This is a genomic window from Paenibacillus barengoltzii NBRC 101215 (assembly GCF_004000745.1).
In the GTDB taxonomy this organism is placed as follows: Bacteria; Bacillota; Bacilli; order Paenibacillales; family Paenibacillaceae; genus Fontibacillus; species Fontibacillus barengoltzii.
Map to the genome: position 1 here is coordinate 56,890 of NZ_BILV01000001.1, position 16,822 is coordinate 73,711.

At 51.7% G+C, this 16,822-nt stretch carries 18 protein-coding genes; 3 read left to right on the forward strand and 15 right to left on the reverse strand.

Features of this window, described 5'->3' with window-relative positions; genetic code table 11:
- Position 1: 1 nt before the first annotated feature.
- Entirely contained in the window at positions 2-1,210 is a 1,209-nt protein-coding gene (locus PBA01S_RS00320) for an endonuclease Q family protein (RefSeq protein ID WP_127575069.1), read from the reverse strand.
- On the reverse strand, positions 1,207-1,773 hold the full coding sequence (locus tag PBA01S_RS00325; protein ID WP_127575070.1) for an NUDIX domain-containing protein: 567 nt from the start codon (positions 1,771-1,773) through the stop codon (positions 1,207-1,209). Before PBA01S_RS00325 ends, PBA01S_RS00320 begins: the two co-directional genes overlap by 4 nt.
- 290 nt (positions 1,774-2,063) lie before the next feature.
- Between PBA01S_RS00325 and PBA01S_RS00335 the strand changes: the two genes are divergently transcribed.
- A complete protein-coding gene (locus PBA01S_RS00335; RefSeq protein ID WP_127575072.1) occupies positions 2,064-2,627 on the forward strand; it encodes a tetratricopeptide repeat protein in 564 nt (187 codons plus the stop codon).
- An 81-nt stretch (positions 2,628-2,708) separates the two neighbouring features.
- Here the strand turns inward: PBA01S_RS00335 and PBA01S_RS00340 are convergent, their stop codons facing one another.
- Complete coding sequence (locus PBA01S_RS00340; protein WP_127575073.1) at positions 2,709-3,839, reverse strand: M20/M25/M40 family metallo-hydrolase; 1,131 nt, start codon at positions 3,837-3,839, stop codon at positions 2,709-2,711.
- 75 nt (positions 3,840-3,914) lie between these two features.
- Between PBA01S_RS00340 and prli42 the strand changes: the two genes are divergently transcribed.
- Positions 3,915-4,013 (forward strand): stressosome-associated protein Prli42, encoded by a 99-nt coding sequence (gene prli42 / locus PBA01S_RS00345; RefSeq protein WP_127575074.1) that lies wholly within the window; start codon positions 3,915-3,917, stop codon positions 4,011-4,013.
- A gap of 21 nt (positions 4,014-4,034) precedes the next feature.
- Here prli42 and lipB read toward each other — a convergent pair whose 3' ends face one another.
- The 5 genes from lipB to lpdA all read right to left on the reverse strand — a co-directional run bounded on the left by lipB (position 4,035) and on the right by lpdA (position 9,734).
- Positions 4,035-4,721, reverse strand: a complete 687-nt coding sequence (gene lipB / locus PBA01S_RS00350) for a lipoyl(octanoyl) transferase LipB (protein WP_028538361.1) — start codon at positions 4,719-4,721, stop codon at positions 4,035-4,037.
- Positions 4,722-4,751: 30 nt separating this feature from the next.
- A complete protein-coding gene (locus tag PBA01S_RS00355) occupies positions 4,752-6,152 on the reverse strand; it encodes a dihydrolipoamide acetyltransferase family protein (RefSeq protein WP_085169684.1) in 1,401 nt (466 codons plus the stop codon).
- 18 nt (positions 6,153-6,170) lie between these two features.
- Positions 6,171-7,157 (reverse strand): alpha-ketoacid dehydrogenase subunit beta, encoded by a 987-nt coding sequence (locus PBA01S_RS00360; RefSeq protein ID WP_085278501.1) that lies wholly within the window; start codon positions 7,155-7,157, stop codon positions 6,171-6,173.
- Between the two features lie 2 nt (positions 7,158-7,159).
- Positions 7,160-8,185, reverse strand: coding sequence for a thiamine pyrophosphate-dependent dehydrogenase E1 component subunit alpha (locus PBA01S_RS00365; RefSeq protein WP_028538363.1), 1,026 nt, complete (start codon positions 8,183-8,185; stop codon positions 7,160-7,162).
- Positions 8,186-8,312: 127 nt separating this feature from the next.
- On the reverse strand, positions 8,313-9,734 hold the full coding sequence (gene lpdA / locus PBA01S_RS00370) for a dihydrolipoyl dehydrogenase (protein ID WP_028538364.1): 1,422 nt from the start codon (positions 9,732-9,734) through the stop codon (positions 8,313-8,315).
- Positions 9,735-9,896: 162 nt separating this feature from the next.
- On the opposite strand from lpdA, the gene PBA01S_RS00375 reads away from it, so the two are divergent.
- On the forward strand, positions 9,897-10,223 hold the full coding sequence (locus tag PBA01S_RS00375; RefSeq protein ID WP_127575075.1) for a DUF2627 domain-containing protein: 327 nt from the start codon (positions 9,897-9,899) through the stop codon (positions 10,221-10,223).
- 63 nt (positions 10,224-10,286) lie between these two features.
- On the opposite strand, the gene PBA01S_RS00380 is transcribed toward PBA01S_RS00375, so the two are convergent.
- The 7 genes from PBA01S_RS00380 to ahrC all read right to left on the reverse strand — a co-directional run bounded on the left by PBA01S_RS00380 (position 10,287) and on the right by ahrC (position 16,794).
- Positions 10,287-10,496: a hypothetical protein gene (locus tag PBA01S_RS00380; protein WP_085169710.1), complete on the reverse strand. Its 210-nt coding sequence runs from the start codon at positions 10,494-10,496 to the stop codon at positions 10,287-10,289.
- Between the two features lie 29 nt (positions 10,497-10,525).
- Positions 10,526-11,473 (reverse strand): cation diffusion facilitator family transporter, encoded by a 948-nt coding sequence (locus PBA01S_RS00385; protein ID WP_085169686.1) that lies wholly within the window; start codon positions 11,471-11,473, stop codon positions 10,526-10,528.
- An 11-nt stretch (positions 11,474-11,484) separates the two neighbouring features.
- Positions 11,485-11,793 (reverse strand): ArsR/SmtB family transcription factor, encoded by a 309-nt coding sequence (locus PBA01S_RS00390; protein WP_016311720.1) that lies wholly within the window; start codon positions 11,791-11,793, stop codon positions 11,485-11,487.
- A 243-nt stretch (positions 11,794-12,036) separates the two neighbouring features.
- The gene (gene spo0A / locus PBA01S_RS00395; protein ID WP_009225798.1) at positions 12,037-12,840 is read right to left on the reverse strand and encodes a sporulation transcription factor Spo0A; all 804 of its coding nucleotides are present in this window, start codon (positions 12,838-12,840) and stop codon (positions 12,037-12,039) included.
- A 303-nt stretch (positions 12,841-13,143) separates the two neighbouring features.
- Entirely contained in the window at positions 13,144-14,475 is a 1,332-nt protein-coding gene (gene spoIVB / locus PBA01S_RS00400; protein ID WP_028538369.1) for a SpoIVB peptidase, read from the reverse strand.
- Positions 14,476-14,574: 99 nt separating this feature from the next.
- A complete protein-coding gene (gene recN, locus PBA01S_RS00405) occupies positions 14,575-16,314 on the reverse strand; it encodes a DNA repair protein RecN (RefSeq protein WP_016311718.1) in 1,740 nt (579 codons plus the stop codon).
- A 30-nt stretch (positions 16,315-16,344) separates the two neighbouring features.
- Positions 16,345-16,794, reverse strand: a complete 450-nt coding sequence (ahrC, locus tag PBA01S_RS00410) for a transcriptional regulator AhrC/ArgR (RefSeq protein ID WP_016311717.1) — start codon at positions 16,792-16,794, stop codon at positions 16,345-16,347.
- Positions 16,795-16,822: the final 28 nt, after the last annotated feature.

A 16,822-nucleotide genomic window follows, 5' to 3' on the forward strand; every position in this document is an offset into this window, starting at 1 on the left:
ATTAAGATTTTTTCACTTTGCCGTATATTCCCCCGCCGCCTGCACTAAGTTCGAGCCTGCCGCTGCGGGCCATGCCAATAAGCTGGGCCAGATCCGTTCCCACCGCCTCAGCCAGTTCCTCCTCTGGCACGTGATGCAAAATGTTCATCTCCGTGCCGAACCTGTCCAGCAGCAGCTCTAATTTTGCCGGTCCCAGGCCCGGGATAAACTCCAGGGGAACTTGGTAATGATACGTCGGACGATACCGCGGTACACTGGGTTCCGCGCGATCGGCGATCGAGCGAATGCGGTCCAGCACGCCTCGCACCAGTTTCGGGCTGCCGCAATAGGGACATCGTTCTACATTAGCTTCGGCCTCATCGATGATATAGTTACAGTTGCTGCAGTATGTTCGATGATATTTGCCAAGACGCGGATTTAGTCCGTAGTTGCCGGCCACCAACCGCCCCTCTTCACGCCGAAGAGCCTTCACGAATTCATGATAACTCGCTTCCTTCAAGCGCAGTTCATTATACTCCCGACCGATTTTGCCCAGCGAATGTGCGTCGGAATTGGTTAAAATCGGAAAAGGATCAAGCTCACTGATCAATCCGGCCATCTCCGTATCCGCGCTGAGCCCCAGCTCCACCGCGCTGATCAGGGAGAGATCCAGCACATCTGACATTCGAGGAGCGCAGCTTCCGTAAATGCTGCGATGCGGCGTGAAAATATGGGCCGGAATGATCATACCGCCGCGGGCATACACCTCTTCCTGCAGCGTAACCGCCGGAGCGTACACGCGCTGCGAGCTTAACCCCACATTTTTCATTCTTGCTTTCAGCCATTCAGTAAAGCCGCGAATCGTCTCCAGGTGTGGGAAAAAAGCAAGCAAATGCGCCGGCCCCATCCCCGGTTCTCGGATTTCCAGTTCACATCCCAGCAGAATCGTCGTCCCTTGATAGGCGATGCCGCCCTCCTTCAGCTCCTGCATTTCCCCCTGCTCCAGGCACCGGTCGATATCCTCTTGCACCCCTGGGGCATGACAGTCAATGATTCCAACCAGTCCGATCCCTTTGCGCTTTGCAGCCTCCTTGGCGATCCCGGCAAAGGTCAGATCACGGCTGCCGCTGATCTTCACCGGCTCCCCCCGCCCGGTTCGTCCGATGTGAATATGCAAATCGGCGAATACGGTCGTAAGCTCGGCCGAGGTGGTCGTGGAACTTGAGATCATAATCTTGCCCCTGCCTGTTCGCGCACAACCTTCAGCTGCCAGATATACACTGCCAGAATCGTTTTGGCATCCGCAATCCGCCCCTCCGAAATGAGGTCAAGCGCCTCCTCCAGCGTCACTTCCTGAACTTCAAGGAATTCGTCCGCATCCAGCGACATCTCTCCCGCACTCAACTGCTCGGCCAAGTAGAGATGAATGATTTCATCTGCGAACCCCGGCGAAGTGTAGAAGGAGTGCAAATGAATCAATTTATCGCAGCGATACCCGGTCTCCTCCTGCAGCTCACGGACCGCTGCCTCCGCAGGATCTTCGCCTGGCTCCAATTTACCCGCCGGAATCTCTAATTCACATCGGCCCATCGCTTGGCGATATTGGTCCACCAGCAACAAGCGTCCCTCATGCACCGCCAGCACAGCAACCGCACCCGGATGCTTCACAATTTCACGGGTTGCCGTCGTGCCGTCCGGCAGTTTGACAGTATCCAATTGCAAGGAGATCACTCTCCCCTGGAAGATCGACTCTGTGGAAACCGTGGTTTCCTTTAATTTATCGTTAGCCGCCATTTCTTGTTCCTCCCTTAATCGTGTCATCAACCGTTCCAATCATACATAACTTGTCCACACGAGACATATGGTGTTATTATACCAAACCGTTCGGAAAGGAGCCCCCTTATGAAAAGCTATTTTACGGAAGACCGTGTACGCGCTCAGGGTAAAGCTTGGCAGATTCGCCTTCTGCTGTCCCAATGGAGAAAAGAATCAGGACGTGACGTAAAAATCACGGATTTGATTCATTCCTATCAAAATAGTTATTCAGTTAAGGGAAAATCGGTTAATAAAAGGAGGGGGTGAAAATGCGCAGTCCTACCGGACAGCCTAAAAATATGGGAAAACTCGTAGAAATGATCCAGAATGCCGTATCCACAGGTCGGATTGACGTTGCTGAACAGCTAGCGGGGCAGATGGACAACTATTTGCTTAGCGAGCTGATCCAGTCTTTATATAAAGAAGGTTATGTCGCACTAGCCAAAGAACGGCTGCTGCAGATCGAACCTCGGTTGCTTCGCGAGCCCACTCCCCCCTTCTTGGAGCTAAGTCTGATTTGGGCAGAGATTTGTTATGATGAGAGAAATTACGAAGAAGCCGCTCCCATCTTTGAAGCACTTGCTGAGCAGAATCCCGATTTCGCAGCAGCTCGTTTCGGTGCAGCCTCCTGTTACTTGCAACTGGCGATCACCAATCTCGAGCGACGAATCCAACTGTATCACCCGCCAAAATCAGAGCAGGAGAAAATATGCAAATATTTAGACGACTTCCACCAAGCTCTGAACTTGATTCAAGCTTCAGGCTGGCATACCAAGTGGAGTACTACGCAGGTTCGTCACTTCCCGGCCAAATCGTCTACTCGGCTGCATTAATGTGAATTAATGGTAGAGAATATACAAAATAAAACCCGGTGCGCATTGGTCGCACCGGGCATTCTGACATTCTTTAAGGGATCAAGAGGAGGATACCGATTGGCGTACGATCTCCAGCGCAAACTGCGCTGTTTTTACGAGATCGTCCTTCTTGATTCTTTCGCTGGTCGTATGGATGTCCTCATAGCCGATCGCCAAATTCACCGTTGGAATCCCCAGGCTATTAAAGACATTCGCGTCGCTGCCGCCGCCGGTCGTAAACGTCGTTCCCGCAAGCCCGAGCGCAGCCGCCGCTTGCTTGGCGATCCGCAGCACAGGGGCTTCCTCCGGGATCCGGAATGCCCGATACAGCACCTCGCTGCGGAATTCTCCCTTGGCTCCAAAGTCGCGGCATGCGGATTCCATCGCTTCCTTCATGTCCTGAAGCTGCTTGTCGACCTTCTCTTGGGACATGCTGCGTGCTTCGCCATATAAGATGACGTGATCCGGTACGATGTTCGTCGCACCGCCGCCTTCAAACTTGCCGATGTTAGCGGTTGTCTCTGCGTCAATACGCCCGAGCTTCATACGTGCCAACGCCTTGCCCGCGACCTGAATTGCGCTGATGCCGTCTTCCGGATTGACACCGGCATGAGCCGCTTTGCCGTAAATCTCGATTTCTACTCGCGCCTGTGTGGGAGCGCCGATGCAAATCGTGCCTACTTCACCGCCGGTGTCGATCGCGAACCCGAACTTCGCATTAACATACTGTGCCTCCAGCGCCCGTGCCCCGCGCAGGCTCGATTCCTCGCCAGCCGAGATGACAAACTGGATTTGTCCGTGTGGAATTTGCTTCTCCTGAAGAACTTGAATCAGCTCCAGCAGCACCGCTACACCCGCTTTGTCGTCCGCTCCAAGGATCGTCGTGCCGTCGCTGCGAATCCATCCGTCCTCCCCAACAATCGGTTTAATCCCTTTGCCCGGAGTAACGGTATCCATGTGGCAGGTGAACAGGAAGGGTTCCACGGACACGCCTTCACTAGCTTTCAGCGTAGCGATCAGGTTCCCGGCGCCATGTCCCGTCTCTGCCGCCGAACTGTCCTCTACAACGTCCAGTCCCAATTCACTGAATTTCTGTTTTAACACATCGGCTATTTGGCGCTCGTGTTTCGTTTCGCTGTCCACCTGCACCAGCTCCAGAAATTGTCCGATGAGGCGTTCCTCGTTAATCATTGGACTTTCCTCGCTTTCTTCGATACGATAATAAGAGTGAGAATAATATACGTTTAAGTCAAAGGAGTTACCATGATGCGCAAAAATACAATGAGAATCGTCGTATATTTGATGTTGTTTGCCATGCTGGCTTCAACGCTGATCGCTTTCCTAGAACCCTTCTTCATTCGCTAACCAACCCGCTTTGGGGGCTGCTTAAGCCTCGACCCAAGCCCCCGAACGCCCAAATATCGCGTTAAACTTCGGAACGATCTCCCTTGCGACTTGCTCAACCGTAAATGAGCGGCCAGTCACGTCTTCGAGCGAGGTCACCCCGTATTCTTGAATCCCGCAAGGTATTATTCCGCGAAAGCCTTCCTCTTGAATACCAGACTTCACATTAAAAGCAAAGCCGTGGCTCGTAATAAAACCTCGATGATGCCTGCATTTGTTGAACTTGACGCCAATTGCACAAATTTTCACGTCACCAACCCACACTCCGGTATATTCCGGTTTACGTGAGCCTTCGATGCCAAACTCGGCCAAATAATCGATAATCACCTGCTCCAGCTGGCGCAAATACCCGTGCAAATCCAGCCCGCGCCCGGCCTCTAACCGAAGCAGCGGATAGCCAACTAGCTGCCCGGGACCATGGTATGTAATATCTCCCCCGCGATCGATTTCAAACACAGCAATGCCCCGCTCCTGCAGTTGCTCAGGGCTTAGGAGCAAATGTTCAGGATGGTTTTGGGAGCCTATCGTATAGGTCGGCGGATGCTGCAACAGCAGCAGGTGTTCTCCCTGCTGCTGTGCATCCATCTCTTTAATGAGCCGTTTCTGCAAATCCCAGGCTTCCCCATATTCCATCATCGGATAATAGCGTACTGTCAAGCCTTCGTTCATCGCATTGTCGCCTCGATTCTTATGTTACGTTCAATATACCTGCGTGTCCAAATTGTAGCTTTCCATATTTTCCTTCACCCGCTGCATAAAGCGGCCGCAAATTACGCCGTCCAAAATCCGGTGGTCCAAGGACAGGCACAGATTAGCCATCGAACGGACGGCAATCATATCGTTGATCACAACCGGCCGCTTCACGATCGACTCAAACGTCAGAATCGCGGCTTGCGGGTAATTGATAATCGGTTGCGTCAAAATGGAACCAAAGGAACCGGTATTGTTCACCGTAAACGTGCCGCCCTGCATGTCTTCCAGCTTCAACTTGCCGGAGCGGACCTTCGTTGCCAGCTCCTCGATTTCCCGTGCCAGACCTGCGATATTTTTCTGATCGGCCTTCTTGATGACCGGCGTCAGTACCGAATCCTCGGTCCCAACGGCAAGGGAGATATTGATATCGCGTTTGACGATGATCTTGTCCACAGCCCATACCGAGTTCATGATCGGATAATCCTTGATGGCTCCTACAACCGCCTTCAGCAGGAAAGCCAGGTACGTCAGATTGACGCCTTCCTTCTGCATAAACTCCTGCTTGATCTTGTTACGCAGCTGGACCAGGTTGGTCACGTCGACCTCGATCATCATCCAGCCGTGTGGAATTTCCGACACACTTTGGCGCATCCGGGTTGCGATCGTGTTGCGGATCGGGGTTACGTCGATAAAATACTCGGAACGGTCGCCCCCTTCCACCTCGATGGTTGGGATCGGCGGGTTCTCCGTCAAGTGCAAGCCGGAATGACGCACTGGACCCGGAGCATCGTTGATCACGGCCGGGATCACGCGCTGCGACACCGGTGTAGCTGAAGACGCTGTTGGCGCTGACTGCAGCGGCACGGACGGTGCAGCAGCCGTCGTTGCTGCCGGTGCTGGTGGCGCAGCAACACTGCCGCGGCCGCCTTGCTCGATGTAAGCCAGCACATCCTTCCGCGTAATCCGTCCGCCAAGCCCCGTGCCCGTAATTTGCCGCAGATCAATCCCGTGTTGGGCAGCTAACGTCTGCACGGCCGGCGAATACCGGTGGCGCTGCGACTGATCGGGCTGTTCCCCCGCACTTGCCGCGCCGGCAGCAGAACGGGCGGCTTCATTCACCGCTGAGTCGCCGGCTGGCGCATCAGCAGCCGCGTTCGCCGTCTCGATCCGACAGATCACGGCACCAACCTGAACCTCTTGCCCTTCTTCTGCTAGCAGCTCGCCCATTACACCGTCGACCGTCGAAGGGATTTCCGCATTTACTTTGTCCGTAATAACCTCAAGGATCGGCTCGTATTGTTCAACGGGATCCCCCGGCTTCTTCAGCCATTTCCCGATCGTCGCCGAGACAAGCGATTCGGCGAGCTGGGGTAATTGCACGTCTATCAATGTTTTATTGGATGACATTCGTATCCTCACTCCCAATCAATAAAGCGCCAATTGAAGCATCGCTTCTTTGACCTTATCTTTGCTAAGCATAAAGAACTTCTCCATCGGAGGGCTAATCGGCATCGCCGGAACGTCCGGTCCGCACAGTCTTGCAATCGGAGCATCCAACTCGAACAAGCACTCTTCAGAAATAATCGCCGATACTTCTGCACCAATACCGCCGGTTTTATTATCCTCATGGATAATTAGGACCTTGCCTGTCTTGCGGGCAGCCTCAATAATAGCTTCGCGGTCCAGAGGCTGCAGCGTGCGCAAATCAAGAATGTGGGAGCGGATCCCTTGCTCTGCCGCCAGCTCTTCCGCAGCCTGCATCGCAAAATGCAGCGGCAAGCTGTAGCTTATAACCGTAATGTCATCGCCTTCCCGCAGCACCTTCGCTTTGCCGATCGGAACGATATAATCGTCCTCCGGCACCTCTTCCTTGATGAGCTTATAACATTTCTTATTCTCAAAGAACAACACCGGATCGGGGTCGCGGATCGCTGCCTTCAGCAAGCCTTTGGCATCATAAGCGGAATAAGGGGCAACGATCTTCAGCCCCGGGGTACCGAAGAAAATCGATTCCGGACATTGGGAATGGTACAACCCGCCAAAAATCCCGCCGCCGATTGGAGCGCGGACCACAACCGGGCAATTCCAGTCGTTGTTGGAACGATAGCGAATTTTCGCCGCTTCGTTAATAATCTGGTTCGTCGCCGGCAGCATAAAGTCCGAATATTGCATTTCTGCGATCGGCTTCAGACCATACATCGCTGCACCAATCGCAACACCGGCAATGGCCGATTCCGCCAGCGGCGTATCGATGACGCGCATTTCACCGAACTGCTCCTGCAGCCCTTTCGTTGTGGTGAACACGCCGCCCTTAACGCCGACGTCTTCCCCCAGAACAAACACGCTTTCGTCCCGCTCCATTTCTTCCTTCATGGCCAGACGAATCGCGTCGATATATTCCATCACCGGCATGATTACTGCTCCTCCCCTTCGCTGGCATAGACATGCAGCAGCGTGTCTTCCGGCCGTGGGAACGGCGCATTGTCAGCCGCTTCCACCGCTTCCTTCAGCTGTTGTTGGATATCCCGCAACAGCGCTTCGTCCTGCTCCTCGCTCCAAATGCCGGTTTCGATCAGGTACGACTTCATTTTAGGGATACCGTCTTTTTTCCAGTTCTCTTCTACTTCTTCCTTCGTCCGATACGCCAGATCATTATCCGATGTCGAGTGCGGAGACAGGCGGTACATCATCGCTTCAATCAGTGTAGGCCCTTCGCCGCGAATCGCGCGTTCCCGCGCTTCCTTCACAACTCGGTACACCTCCAGCGCATCATTGCCATCGACACGAACCCCAGGGAAGCCATACCCTTGAGCCCGATCCACCACGCGACCGCCCAACTGCTTCTTCACCGGCACAGAAATGGCATATTGGTTATTCTCACACAAGAAGATGACCGGCAGCTTCTGAACACCGGCAAAGTTTAACCCTTCGTGAAAATCCCCCTGATTGCTGGAGCCTTCCCCAAACGTGACATAAGAAACAATGTCTTTCTTCTGCATTTTGGCCGCCAAGGCAACGCCTACGGCATGGGGCACCTGCGTGGTTACCGGACTGGAGCCGGTCACGATACGCAGCCGTTTGCTGCCGAAATGTCCTGGCATCTGACGGCCGCCGCTGTTCGGATCATCCGCTTTGGCAAAGGCTGAGAGCATTAATTCCGTAAGCGACATGCCCACGGCCAGTACAAAGCCGTAGTCCCGGTAGTAAGGCAGGAAATAGTCGCGCTCACGATCAAGCGCAAACGCCGCAGCAACCTGCGTGGTTTCTTGACCGATCCCGGAAACGTGGAAATTAATTTTCCCGGCCCGCTGCAGCAATAGGTTACGCTCATCGAATTTGCGTGCGGTCACCATATATCTGTACATCTCAATGACTTCTGCATCTGTTAGTCCGAGTTGCTTATGTTTTGGCTCGGTTTGAACTACACTTTTGGCATTCATGGGAGTTACCTCCTTTGATTGGGGCGTTACATACCTTAATCTTAACACCAGGTACTAAGACTTGGAATAAGTTTATTATAATCGTTTTGCAGCGAAAAGGAAAATATTCATCATTTTGCCCGTTACCTCAAGCGTTTAAGGAGTTCCCGTCCACGGCCAGCGCTGCTTCCCCGATAATTTCTGCCAGCGTCGGATGGGCAAAGGTGACTTGTCCAACTTCCCAAGGCGTCGCATCCAGCACCTGGGCCAGTGCCGCTTGGCTGATCAGCTCCGTCACATGCGGCCCGATCATCTGTACGCCGAGAATATCATTGGTGCGGGCATCGGCCACCATTTTCACAAATCCTTCCGTTTCGCCATGCACCAGCGCCTTACCAATCGCCGAGAACGGAACTTTGCCAACTTTAACCTCCAGCCCTTTAGCCTTCGCTTCCTTGGCGGTGATTCCAACCGATGCGACTTCAGGACGGGTGTACACGCAGCGCGGAACTTGGCTTTCTTGATAACCATGCGAGGCTTCCCCGGCCAAATGATGGACGGCAGTTAACCCTTCATGGCTGGCGGCATGTGCGAGCTGAAGCCCGCCGATGCAATCGCCGATGGCGTAAATATGCGGTTCCGTGGTTTGCATATATTCATTTACCCGAATGAAGCCGCGTTCTAACCCGATGTCGGTATTTTCGAGCCCAATATTCTCCACGTTGGCCTGGCGTCCGATGGATACCAGCAGCTTGTCCGCTTCGAGCCGGATCGATTCGTCCCCTCGTTTTGCGGAGATTTGCACCCGGTTATGACCAACTTCTAAAGAACTCGGATCAACCGTAACCCCTGTGATGACTTGAACGCCGCGCCGTTGCAACTGCTTCTGTAATTCACGGGCGATATCCTCATCTTCTGCCGGCAGCAGCTGATTCGCGGCTTCTACCACGGTCACCTGCACGCCAAAATCATTTAGCAGGGAGGCCCATTCAACCCCGATGACGCCGCCTCCCACAATCAGCATCGAGCCGGGAAGTTCGGATAGCTGCAGCGCTTCATCGCTGCTAAGAATATAATTCCCGTCCGGCTCAAGCCCTGGCAGCATTCGCGGCCGTGAGCCTGTGGCGATGATCAAGTTCGTAGGCACGACCGTCTCCATTTCACCATCCGGAAGCTCCACGGCAACGGCTCCGCTTTTGGGAGAGAAAATCGACGGCCCGATCACTCGCCCATTTCCTTCAATCACGCGGATTTTATGTTTACGCATCAAATATTGGACCCCTTTATGCAGTTGATCCACGATGCTTTGCTTTCGTTCCTGCACTTTCGGGAATACGAGCGTCACACCGCTTGTCTCGATGCCGTAACTTGCACTGTCCTTCATTTGCGCGTAGAGCTCCGCACTGCGTAGCAGCGCTTTGCTTGGGATACATCCGCGATGCAGACAGGTTCCCCCCAGCTTGTCCCGCTCAATAATGACAACGTCTTTCCCCAACTGTGCCGCGCGAATGGCTGCGATATATCCGCCAGTCCCTCCGCCAAGCACCGCTACATCACAAGTAATTGCCATAATTCATCTCCACCCATTCTATCAATTCAGTCACTTTCCCCTATTTTACCTTGTTTTTCCGTTATTACAAATCAAAGCCGTAAATAGACATCCCCTCAGGAAAAAGGTATGATATTTTTAACAATACATAGCCATTTCGAGAGGGAAAGGAAGATCTAGCGCATGAGGCTCAAGTTCTCCCGGTTTATTGCGATTATTTTGCTGGTGATTCCCGGCATTGCAGCGATGATCGGATTTATAAAAATCAAAGACACCTTATTTGATTATATGTCAGCACACGGCGACGATTCGTTAACCCGAGTCACATTTGACTGGATAAACTTCGGGCTAGGCGTTGTTCTGTTTGCAGCCGGCGCCGGATTTTTGGGCGGGTGGATCTTCTTCCGGGATCGCAAGCGGAATTACCTAGGTCCCAGATTTCGCAAAAAAGACGAAGCCGCCCAAGCCGCTGCAAAAGAACCAGAACCCGCTGTGGTACAGAACGACTAAACTCCTCGGATCATATGAAAAAACCTCTTTCGCTTTGTCTTCAGCGTAAAGAGGTTTTTTAGCTTATTCATATAACGCTTCCTTCAGTTTGGTCGACATCCGCGAACCTTGATGGGCATTTGCACGAAGCAATGCCTTGCGTAACCTAGCGTTCTCTGCAAGAAGCTGTTCGTAACGTTGGATTAGTTCCAGAAGGGCCTGCCGTTGATTTTCTTCCAAATTCGTGCCCTCCAGCAATTCCCGGTAAGCTGCCGGCTCAAGATCGTTCGTCATATTAATGCTCATCCTTTCTCCTGATGGCATTATACCATAAGCTCCCGATGCTGGATGTGCGAGGTTTCCACCTGAATGGTGGTATGACCGATGTGGAACGTCTTCTCCAAGGCAGTAATTGCTTCCTGTAACACGGCTTGGCTTTGACTGCCATCCTCTATTGTTAAGTGACAGCTTAACGCATCCATCCCCGAAGTGATGGTCCAAATATGCAAATCATGGACTTCCACAACCCCAGGAATCCCTTCCAGACACTGCTTCACCTGACTTTGATCGATCGATGCGGGCGAGCCTTCCATCAATATGTGCACCGATTGGCTGATGACGCTCCAGGCACTGCGAAGAATTAACAAAGCGACCAGAACACTGATAATCGGGTCAAAAATATACCAGCCAAACAACGACATCACGATTCCCGCGAGAATAGCGCCAACCGAACCCAAAGCATCTCCAAGTACATGCAGATAAGCGCTTTTCAGGTTTAAGTTGCCTTTGACGTCGCCTTTCTTCAGCAATACCGCTGCGCTAGCTAAATTCGCAAATAAACCGATCACTGCAATCACGATCATCGTATTGCTGGACACGGTTGGCGGATCAAGCAATCGCCCGTAAGCTTCCCAAAAGATAAACCCGGCGATCACAAACAGGGCTCCCCCATTCAGCAGAGCCGCCAGGATCTCCATACGGTGGTATCCGTACGTATTTCGCTTAGAAGCAGGTCGAGCGGCAAACCAAAAGGCAATCAGGCTAAGCAGCAGCGAGCTGGCATCGCTTAACATATGACCGGAATCAGACAATAAAGCAAGGCTGTCGGTAATCAAACCGCCGCAAAATTCAAGAACAGCGATCGAAGCCGTGATCAATAAAGCGATCCACAGCCCCTTCTTGTTTCCAGAACGCGCCGCATGATGATCGTGGAAATGGCCGGCATGGCTATGGTCATGGCCGTGATGATGATGAGCGTGATGATGTCCCATGAATCTCCCTCCTATTCGCAACAAGCGTGTTGAATCGCCTGTTTCAAGAGTGAAATCACATGCTCGTCGTCACAACTGTAGTACACCGTATTGGCCTCTCGCCGGAACTTGACCAGCCGCAAATTTCGCAGCAAACTGAGTTGGTGGGACACCGCCGACTGCGACAAATTCAACACCTCCGACATATGCGTCACGGAACATTCTTCTTCCGACAGCAAATGAAGAATTTTGATTCGGGTCGGATCAGATAATGCTTTGAATATCGTAGAAACCTTCTCCAGTGTATCCGGGCTCAGATCAACGTGTAATTTTTTATCCACTTGGTCGTTCCCCTCTCGAAATAACTGTATATGAACATATGCTCATATACAGAATAATCCTAAAGGTCCTATATTGTCAATCAACAAGTGCGGATTTTCGTCTTAGGCAAAATAAAAAACGGCCGCATCCCGGTATACACCGAGAGGGACCGCCTTTCATTGAACCTTTCTGGATCGCTGCATAAGTGAACGACCAACGGCTTATGTTCTCCCGTCGTTATCACTATTCGTGTCCTCAGACTTTCAAGACACCTTATGCTCGATCCGCAGCTTATCCGCTACCATGGCGATGAATTCACTATTGGTCGGCTTGGATTTGGAGATATTGATCGTATAACCAAAAAGATGGCTGATGGAGTCGATATTGCCACGGGTCCAAGCGACTTCAATCGCATGACGAATTGCACGCTCTACGCGGGATGGCGTCGTTTTAAATTTCTCCGCGATTGCTGGATACAGCGTTTTCGTAATAGCGCCTAAAATTTCGATGTTGTTATACACCATTGTGATCGCTTCGCGCAGATATTGATACCCTTTAATATGCGCCGGAACTCCGATTTCATGTATGATCGATGTGATGTTCGCATCGAGGTTCTTCCCTTTGCCCAAAGGCACCACATTCGATTTGGCAAACGAAGTAGAAGGTGCGCTGTTGCTCAAGGTTTGGACACCCACGAGCTGACGAATCCGATTCGCCAACACTTCCATGTCAAATGGTTTCAAGATGTAGTAAGAAGCTCCAAGCTGAACGGCACGCTGCGTGATGTTCTCTTGACCAAAGGCGGTCAGCATGATGATTTTAGGCTGAGGGGTCAGGTTCAGGTCGCGAATGCGCTCAAGCACACCGAGTCCGTCCAGATGAGGCATAATAATGTCAAGGATCAAGACATCGGGAACTCTTGCTGCTTGATCGATCATCTCCAGTACTTCTTCCCCGTTATAGGCGATTCCCGAGACGACCATATCGTCTTGCTCCGAAATGTATTCCGCGAGCAAATTCGTAAATTCACGATTATCATCTGCCAACAACACTTCGATTTTCTGCACTGCCTACTTCCTCCTTCAGGTAATTGGATAGGTTTATTCATTGCTTCTCTTCTTACCAGAATAAGGATTCGACATGCAAAAGTAAATTCCTTCTGTCGAAAATTATTTTTATTTATTTTTTTGCATGATTGATATATAATAAATTATTTATTTACAGAAAGCGATCTAATTCGGATACATTCGACATTTGCATACAGATTGAAAGCTGTGTTTGTCGACCTATGCTTAAGGAAATTCCCTTCTTGGATGCCAATCCCCTGAAGTTTATACTTTCTGATATCTAAAAAAATCTTAAGGCAGCGTTTAGCTCGCCTTAAGATTTTGCATCGAGTCTTTCGTGCTTTGTAAAATACCGGCATCCTGCAGCATCCATTCGATAAAGCAACCATATCCTGATTTCGGGTCGTTGACGAACACATGAGTCACAGCACCGATGAGCTTGCCGTTCTGAAGAATTGGACTACCGCTCATGCCTTGAACGATACCACCGGTCTTCTCCACGAGACGCGGGTCGGTAATGCGAATAACTAATCCTTTCGTTTCCGGTGCACTCTGTTTGGAAACATGGACGATTTCGACTTTAAACCGCTCTACACGTTGACCTTCAACGACGGTCAGAATTTCAGCCGGTCCTTCCTTCACTTCTTCTGAAAAAGCGACGGGAATCGGTTTCTCATAAAGGCTATGCTCTGGATTTTGCGACATCTTCCCGAAGATCCCAAAATTCGTATTGCGTTCGATATTGCCTAGGGTCTTACCTTCTTTGAGAAAGTGAGCCCGCTTCTCCCCGGGTTCACCGCTTTCGCTCTTGGAGATGGATGTGACGCTGGATTGCAGAATTTGCCCGCTGCCGACGACGATCGGCGTTTGGGTATTCATATCGGTAATAATGTGACCGAGGGCCCCATAGACGCCGTGATCCGGGGCATAAAACGTCAAGGTGCCGACCCCTGCAGCCGAATCCCGGATATACAAGCCAAGTCTCCAGGCCCGATCCTGCTGATCATATGCTGGATTTAAGGACGTGGTGAGCTCCTTATCGTTCCGCATATAGGTGATCTTAAGAGGCCGTTGATGTTTGCCAGCTTCAGCGGCAATTTCCGCCACTTCACGAACATCGTGGAGCTTCATTCCGTTAATGTGGGTGATCAAATCACCGGCTTGGATTCCGGCCGCTTCGCCGGGTGAAACTTTGCCGGTATCCGTTACAACTTGATGATGCCCGACCACTAAGATCCCGGCGGATTTCACCTTGACACCGATGGTTTGTCCGCCGGGAATCACTTTAAGGTCCGGGATGACATTGACCTTGACGGTCTTTAGAGGAATTTGACCGAATAATTTCATGCGGAGGTTGGCTTCTCCACTCCGAAGCGACGAAAGCTTGAGCGGATGTCCTAACGATACTTTCATGGATGGGTTCGCTTGCCCGTTGACCATCACTACATCAGGGCGATCTACGCTGACTTCGGCCTGCACGGGTAAAGCAAATGAAATTTGTGTTCCCTGACCCTGAAACAGGCGTAACTCGTCCGGCAGTACAGGAAGCCGCCCTTCAGCGGCAGACGTGCCGAGAAAACAAAAGAAGAAGGCAAGAAAAAGACCGAGCATTCGATTCCTGAGGTTCGGGTTCAATGGCTGTCACGCTCCCTTAGCTTCTTTCGCTTGACGAAACGGTGGTCGCCAATTGCGTACCTATAAGATACCCCGGGTCAGGTGTTTTATTACTGTCAATCATTGTGCCAGACTTAATAAAACATCCTTTTGTGCCTGTGCCAGCTTCAGCATTTCTTGGGCATGATGCTGGGTCTTTTCCGTGATTTCTACCCCGCCGAGCATGCGGGCCAGTTCATTCACTCGTCCGGCTTCATCTAAGGAAGCAACGCGTGTCATGGTGCGGCCGTCTTCAACGACTTTCTCGATGAGGTACTGCCGATCCGCCATGCAAGCCACCTGCGGCAAATGTGTGATGGCGAAAACTTGGCACAATCCAGACAATCGCGACAATTTGTCGGCAATCGACTGAGCGGCCCGTCCGCTGACACCCGTATCCACTTCGTCAAAAATGAGTACAGGAACCTGTTCATGCCGGGCAAAGATGCTCTTAAGCGCCAGCATCATGCGGGACAGCTCACCGCCGGATGCAATCTTGCTAAGCGGTCGGAGCGGCTCTCCGGGATTTGGCGAAATGAGGAATTCAGCATTGTCGATACCGTGTTTGCCGGGACGGATCTTCTTTCCTTCCCATTCCAATCCGTTGGCATCCTCCATAAGGCTTAACTTCACTTCCAGAGAGGTCCGACCCATTTGCAGGTCTTTAAGCTCCGCCTCGATCTGGGCCGCGAGTTCAACGGCCTTCTGCTGCCGTACTGCACTTAGCTCGAAAGCCTGCTTCATCAGCCGCTCGGTTAATTTCTCCCGTTGCACCTGGAGCTGCTCCAGGCGTTCATCCTTATTCTCCAAGGCATCCACTTCTTGGCGAATCTTCTCATAATACGCAAGGATCCCTTGAATATCATCACCGTATTTACGGCGCAGCGTAGAGATCAGATCCAGACGTTCTTCGACTTCTTCCAACCGTTCCGGATTAAACTCGATCCGTTCACGATAATTCCGCAGGCTGAAGGACGCATCCTCCAATTGATAATACGCGGATTGAAGCTGCTCCAGGAGCGGAGATATTCCCTTGCTGTCGTAAGCCGATACTTCACTTAGCTTCGAGACAGCCTTCGCAATCGCGTCCAGTCCCTGAGGACCGTACAGCAAATCATAGGCTTTCGAAATGGACTCCATCATTTTCTCGCTATGGGATAGCTTGACCTTTTCCTCCGCGAGTAATTCATCTTCCCCCGGTTTTAACTCGGCTGCAGAAATTTCACTCAGCTGAAAACGGTATAAATCAAGCATTTGCAACGCCTGTTGACTGGTATTACGCAGCTCATGATATTCCTTGTCAATCCGTACGAACTCGGCGTAGGTCGCTTGATAAGCCGCTTTCACCGGATCAATCGCTTCGGCCCCGTAGGCGTCCAGCAATTCTAAATGACGTTCCGGTCGAAGCAGGGTTTGGTGTTCATGTTGGCCATGCAGGTTGATCAGCTTCTCTCCAACCTCGCGCAGCATCGATAAGTTCACCAGCTGCCCGTTAATGCGGGCTGAGCTCTTGCCTTGAACGCTGATTTCCCGGCGAATTATTAGAAGCTCTCCGGGGTCGCCCGCGATGCCAAACCCTTCCAGGGTTGTCCAAACCGGATGATCTGCCGGCAGATCGAAGGAAGCCTCCATCTCGGCTTTATCACAACCATAACGGATTAAATCGGCTGATCCCCTGCCGCCGGCAATTAGGCCCAGGGCATCAATGATGATCGATTTGCCCGCTCCCGTCTCCCCTGTCAGGACATGAAAACCGGAACCAAATGATACATCAACCGCTTCAACCACTGCCAGATTACGAATGGATAAATGAACCAACATCCGGGCACTCCTCCCCTACTCCCAAATCAATTAAGATATGTATCCCATGATCTGATCAATCAAATACCGGCTATAGTCCTCGTTGCGACAGATCAGCAAGATGGTGTCATCACCGCAAATCGTGCCAAGCAGATCCGGCCATTCCATATTGTCCAGCAGCACGGCTACCGCATTCGCAGTCCCCGGAAGACACTTCATCACAACCAAATTGCCGGTATAGTCGATATGCACGAAGCTGTCGACCAGCGCTCGCTGCAGCTTCTGCACCGGATTATAACGTTGAGCCGTCGGCATGGAATACTTGTATCTTCCGTCGTCTGTTGGCACCTTAATCAGCATTAATTCCTTAATGTCGCGGGAGACCGTCGCCTGAGTGACTTGATACCCCGCCTCGCGTAATGCTTCTACCAGTTCATCTTGAGTCTCGATTTCCCTGGCCGAAATAATTTCCCTTATCTTGATATGTCTATGCCCTTTCATTCTGCCCTCCATTAGCCCTGCATGATCG

Coding starts and splice junctions, on each gene's coding strand:
- lpdA (WP_028538364.1), bottom strand. CDS start 9,734: ATGGCAATTACTTGTGATGTAGCGGTGCTTGGCGGAGGGACTGGCGGA.
- PBA01S_RS00380 (WP_085169710.1), bottom strand. CDS start 10,496: ATGACGAACGATCTTGAGCCGGCAGCTTACCGGGAATTGCTGGAGGGC.
- recN (WP_016311718.1), bottom strand. CDS start 16,314: ATGTTGGTTCATTTATCCATTCGTAATCTGGCAGTGGTTGAAGCGGTT.
- PBA01S_RS00335 (WP_127575072.1), top strand. CDS start 2,064: ATGCGCAGTCCTACCGGACAGCCTAAAAATATGGGAAAACTCGTAGAA.
- PBA01S_RS00375 (WP_127575075.1), top strand. CDS start 9,897: ATGAGGCTCAAGTTCTCCCGGTTTATTGCGATTATTTTGCTGGTGATT.
- PBA01S_RS00385 (WP_085169686.1), bottom strand. CDS start 11,473: ATGGGACATCATCACGCTCATCATCATCACGGCCATGACCATAGCCAT.
- PBA01S_RS00340 (WP_127575073.1), bottom strand. CDS start 3,839: ATGATTAACGAGGAACGCCTCATCGGACAATTTCTGGAGCTGGTGCAG.
- lipB (WP_028538361.1), bottom strand. CDS start 4,721: ATGAACGAAGGCTTGACAGTACGCTATTATCCGATGATGGAATATGGG.
- PBA01S_RS00360 (WP_085278501.1), bottom strand. CDS start 7,157: ATGCCGGTGATGGAATATATCGACGCGATTCGTCTGGCCATGAAGGAA.
- ahrC (WP_016311717.1), bottom strand. CDS start 16,794: ATGAAAGGGCATAGACATATCAAGATAAGGGAAATTATTTCGGCCAGG.
- prli42 (WP_127575074.1), top strand. CDS start 3,915: ATGCGCAAAAATACAATGAGAATCGTCGTATATTTGATGTTGTTTGCC.
- PBA01S_RS00355 (WP_085169684.1), bottom strand. CDS start 6,152: ATGTCATCCAATAAAACATTGATAGACGTGCAATTACCCCAGCTCGCC.
- PBA01S_RS00325 (WP_127575070.1), bottom strand. CDS start 1,773: ATGGCGGCTAACGATAAATTAAAGGAAACCACGGTTTCCACAGAGTCG.
- PBA01S_RS00365 (WP_028538363.1), bottom strand. CDS start 8,185: ATGAATGCCAAAAGTGTAGTTCAAACCGAGCCAAAACATAAGCAACTC.
- PBA01S_RS00320 (WP_127575069.1), bottom strand. CDS start 1,210: ATGATCTCAAGTTCCACGACCACCTCGGCCGAGCTTACGACCGTATTC.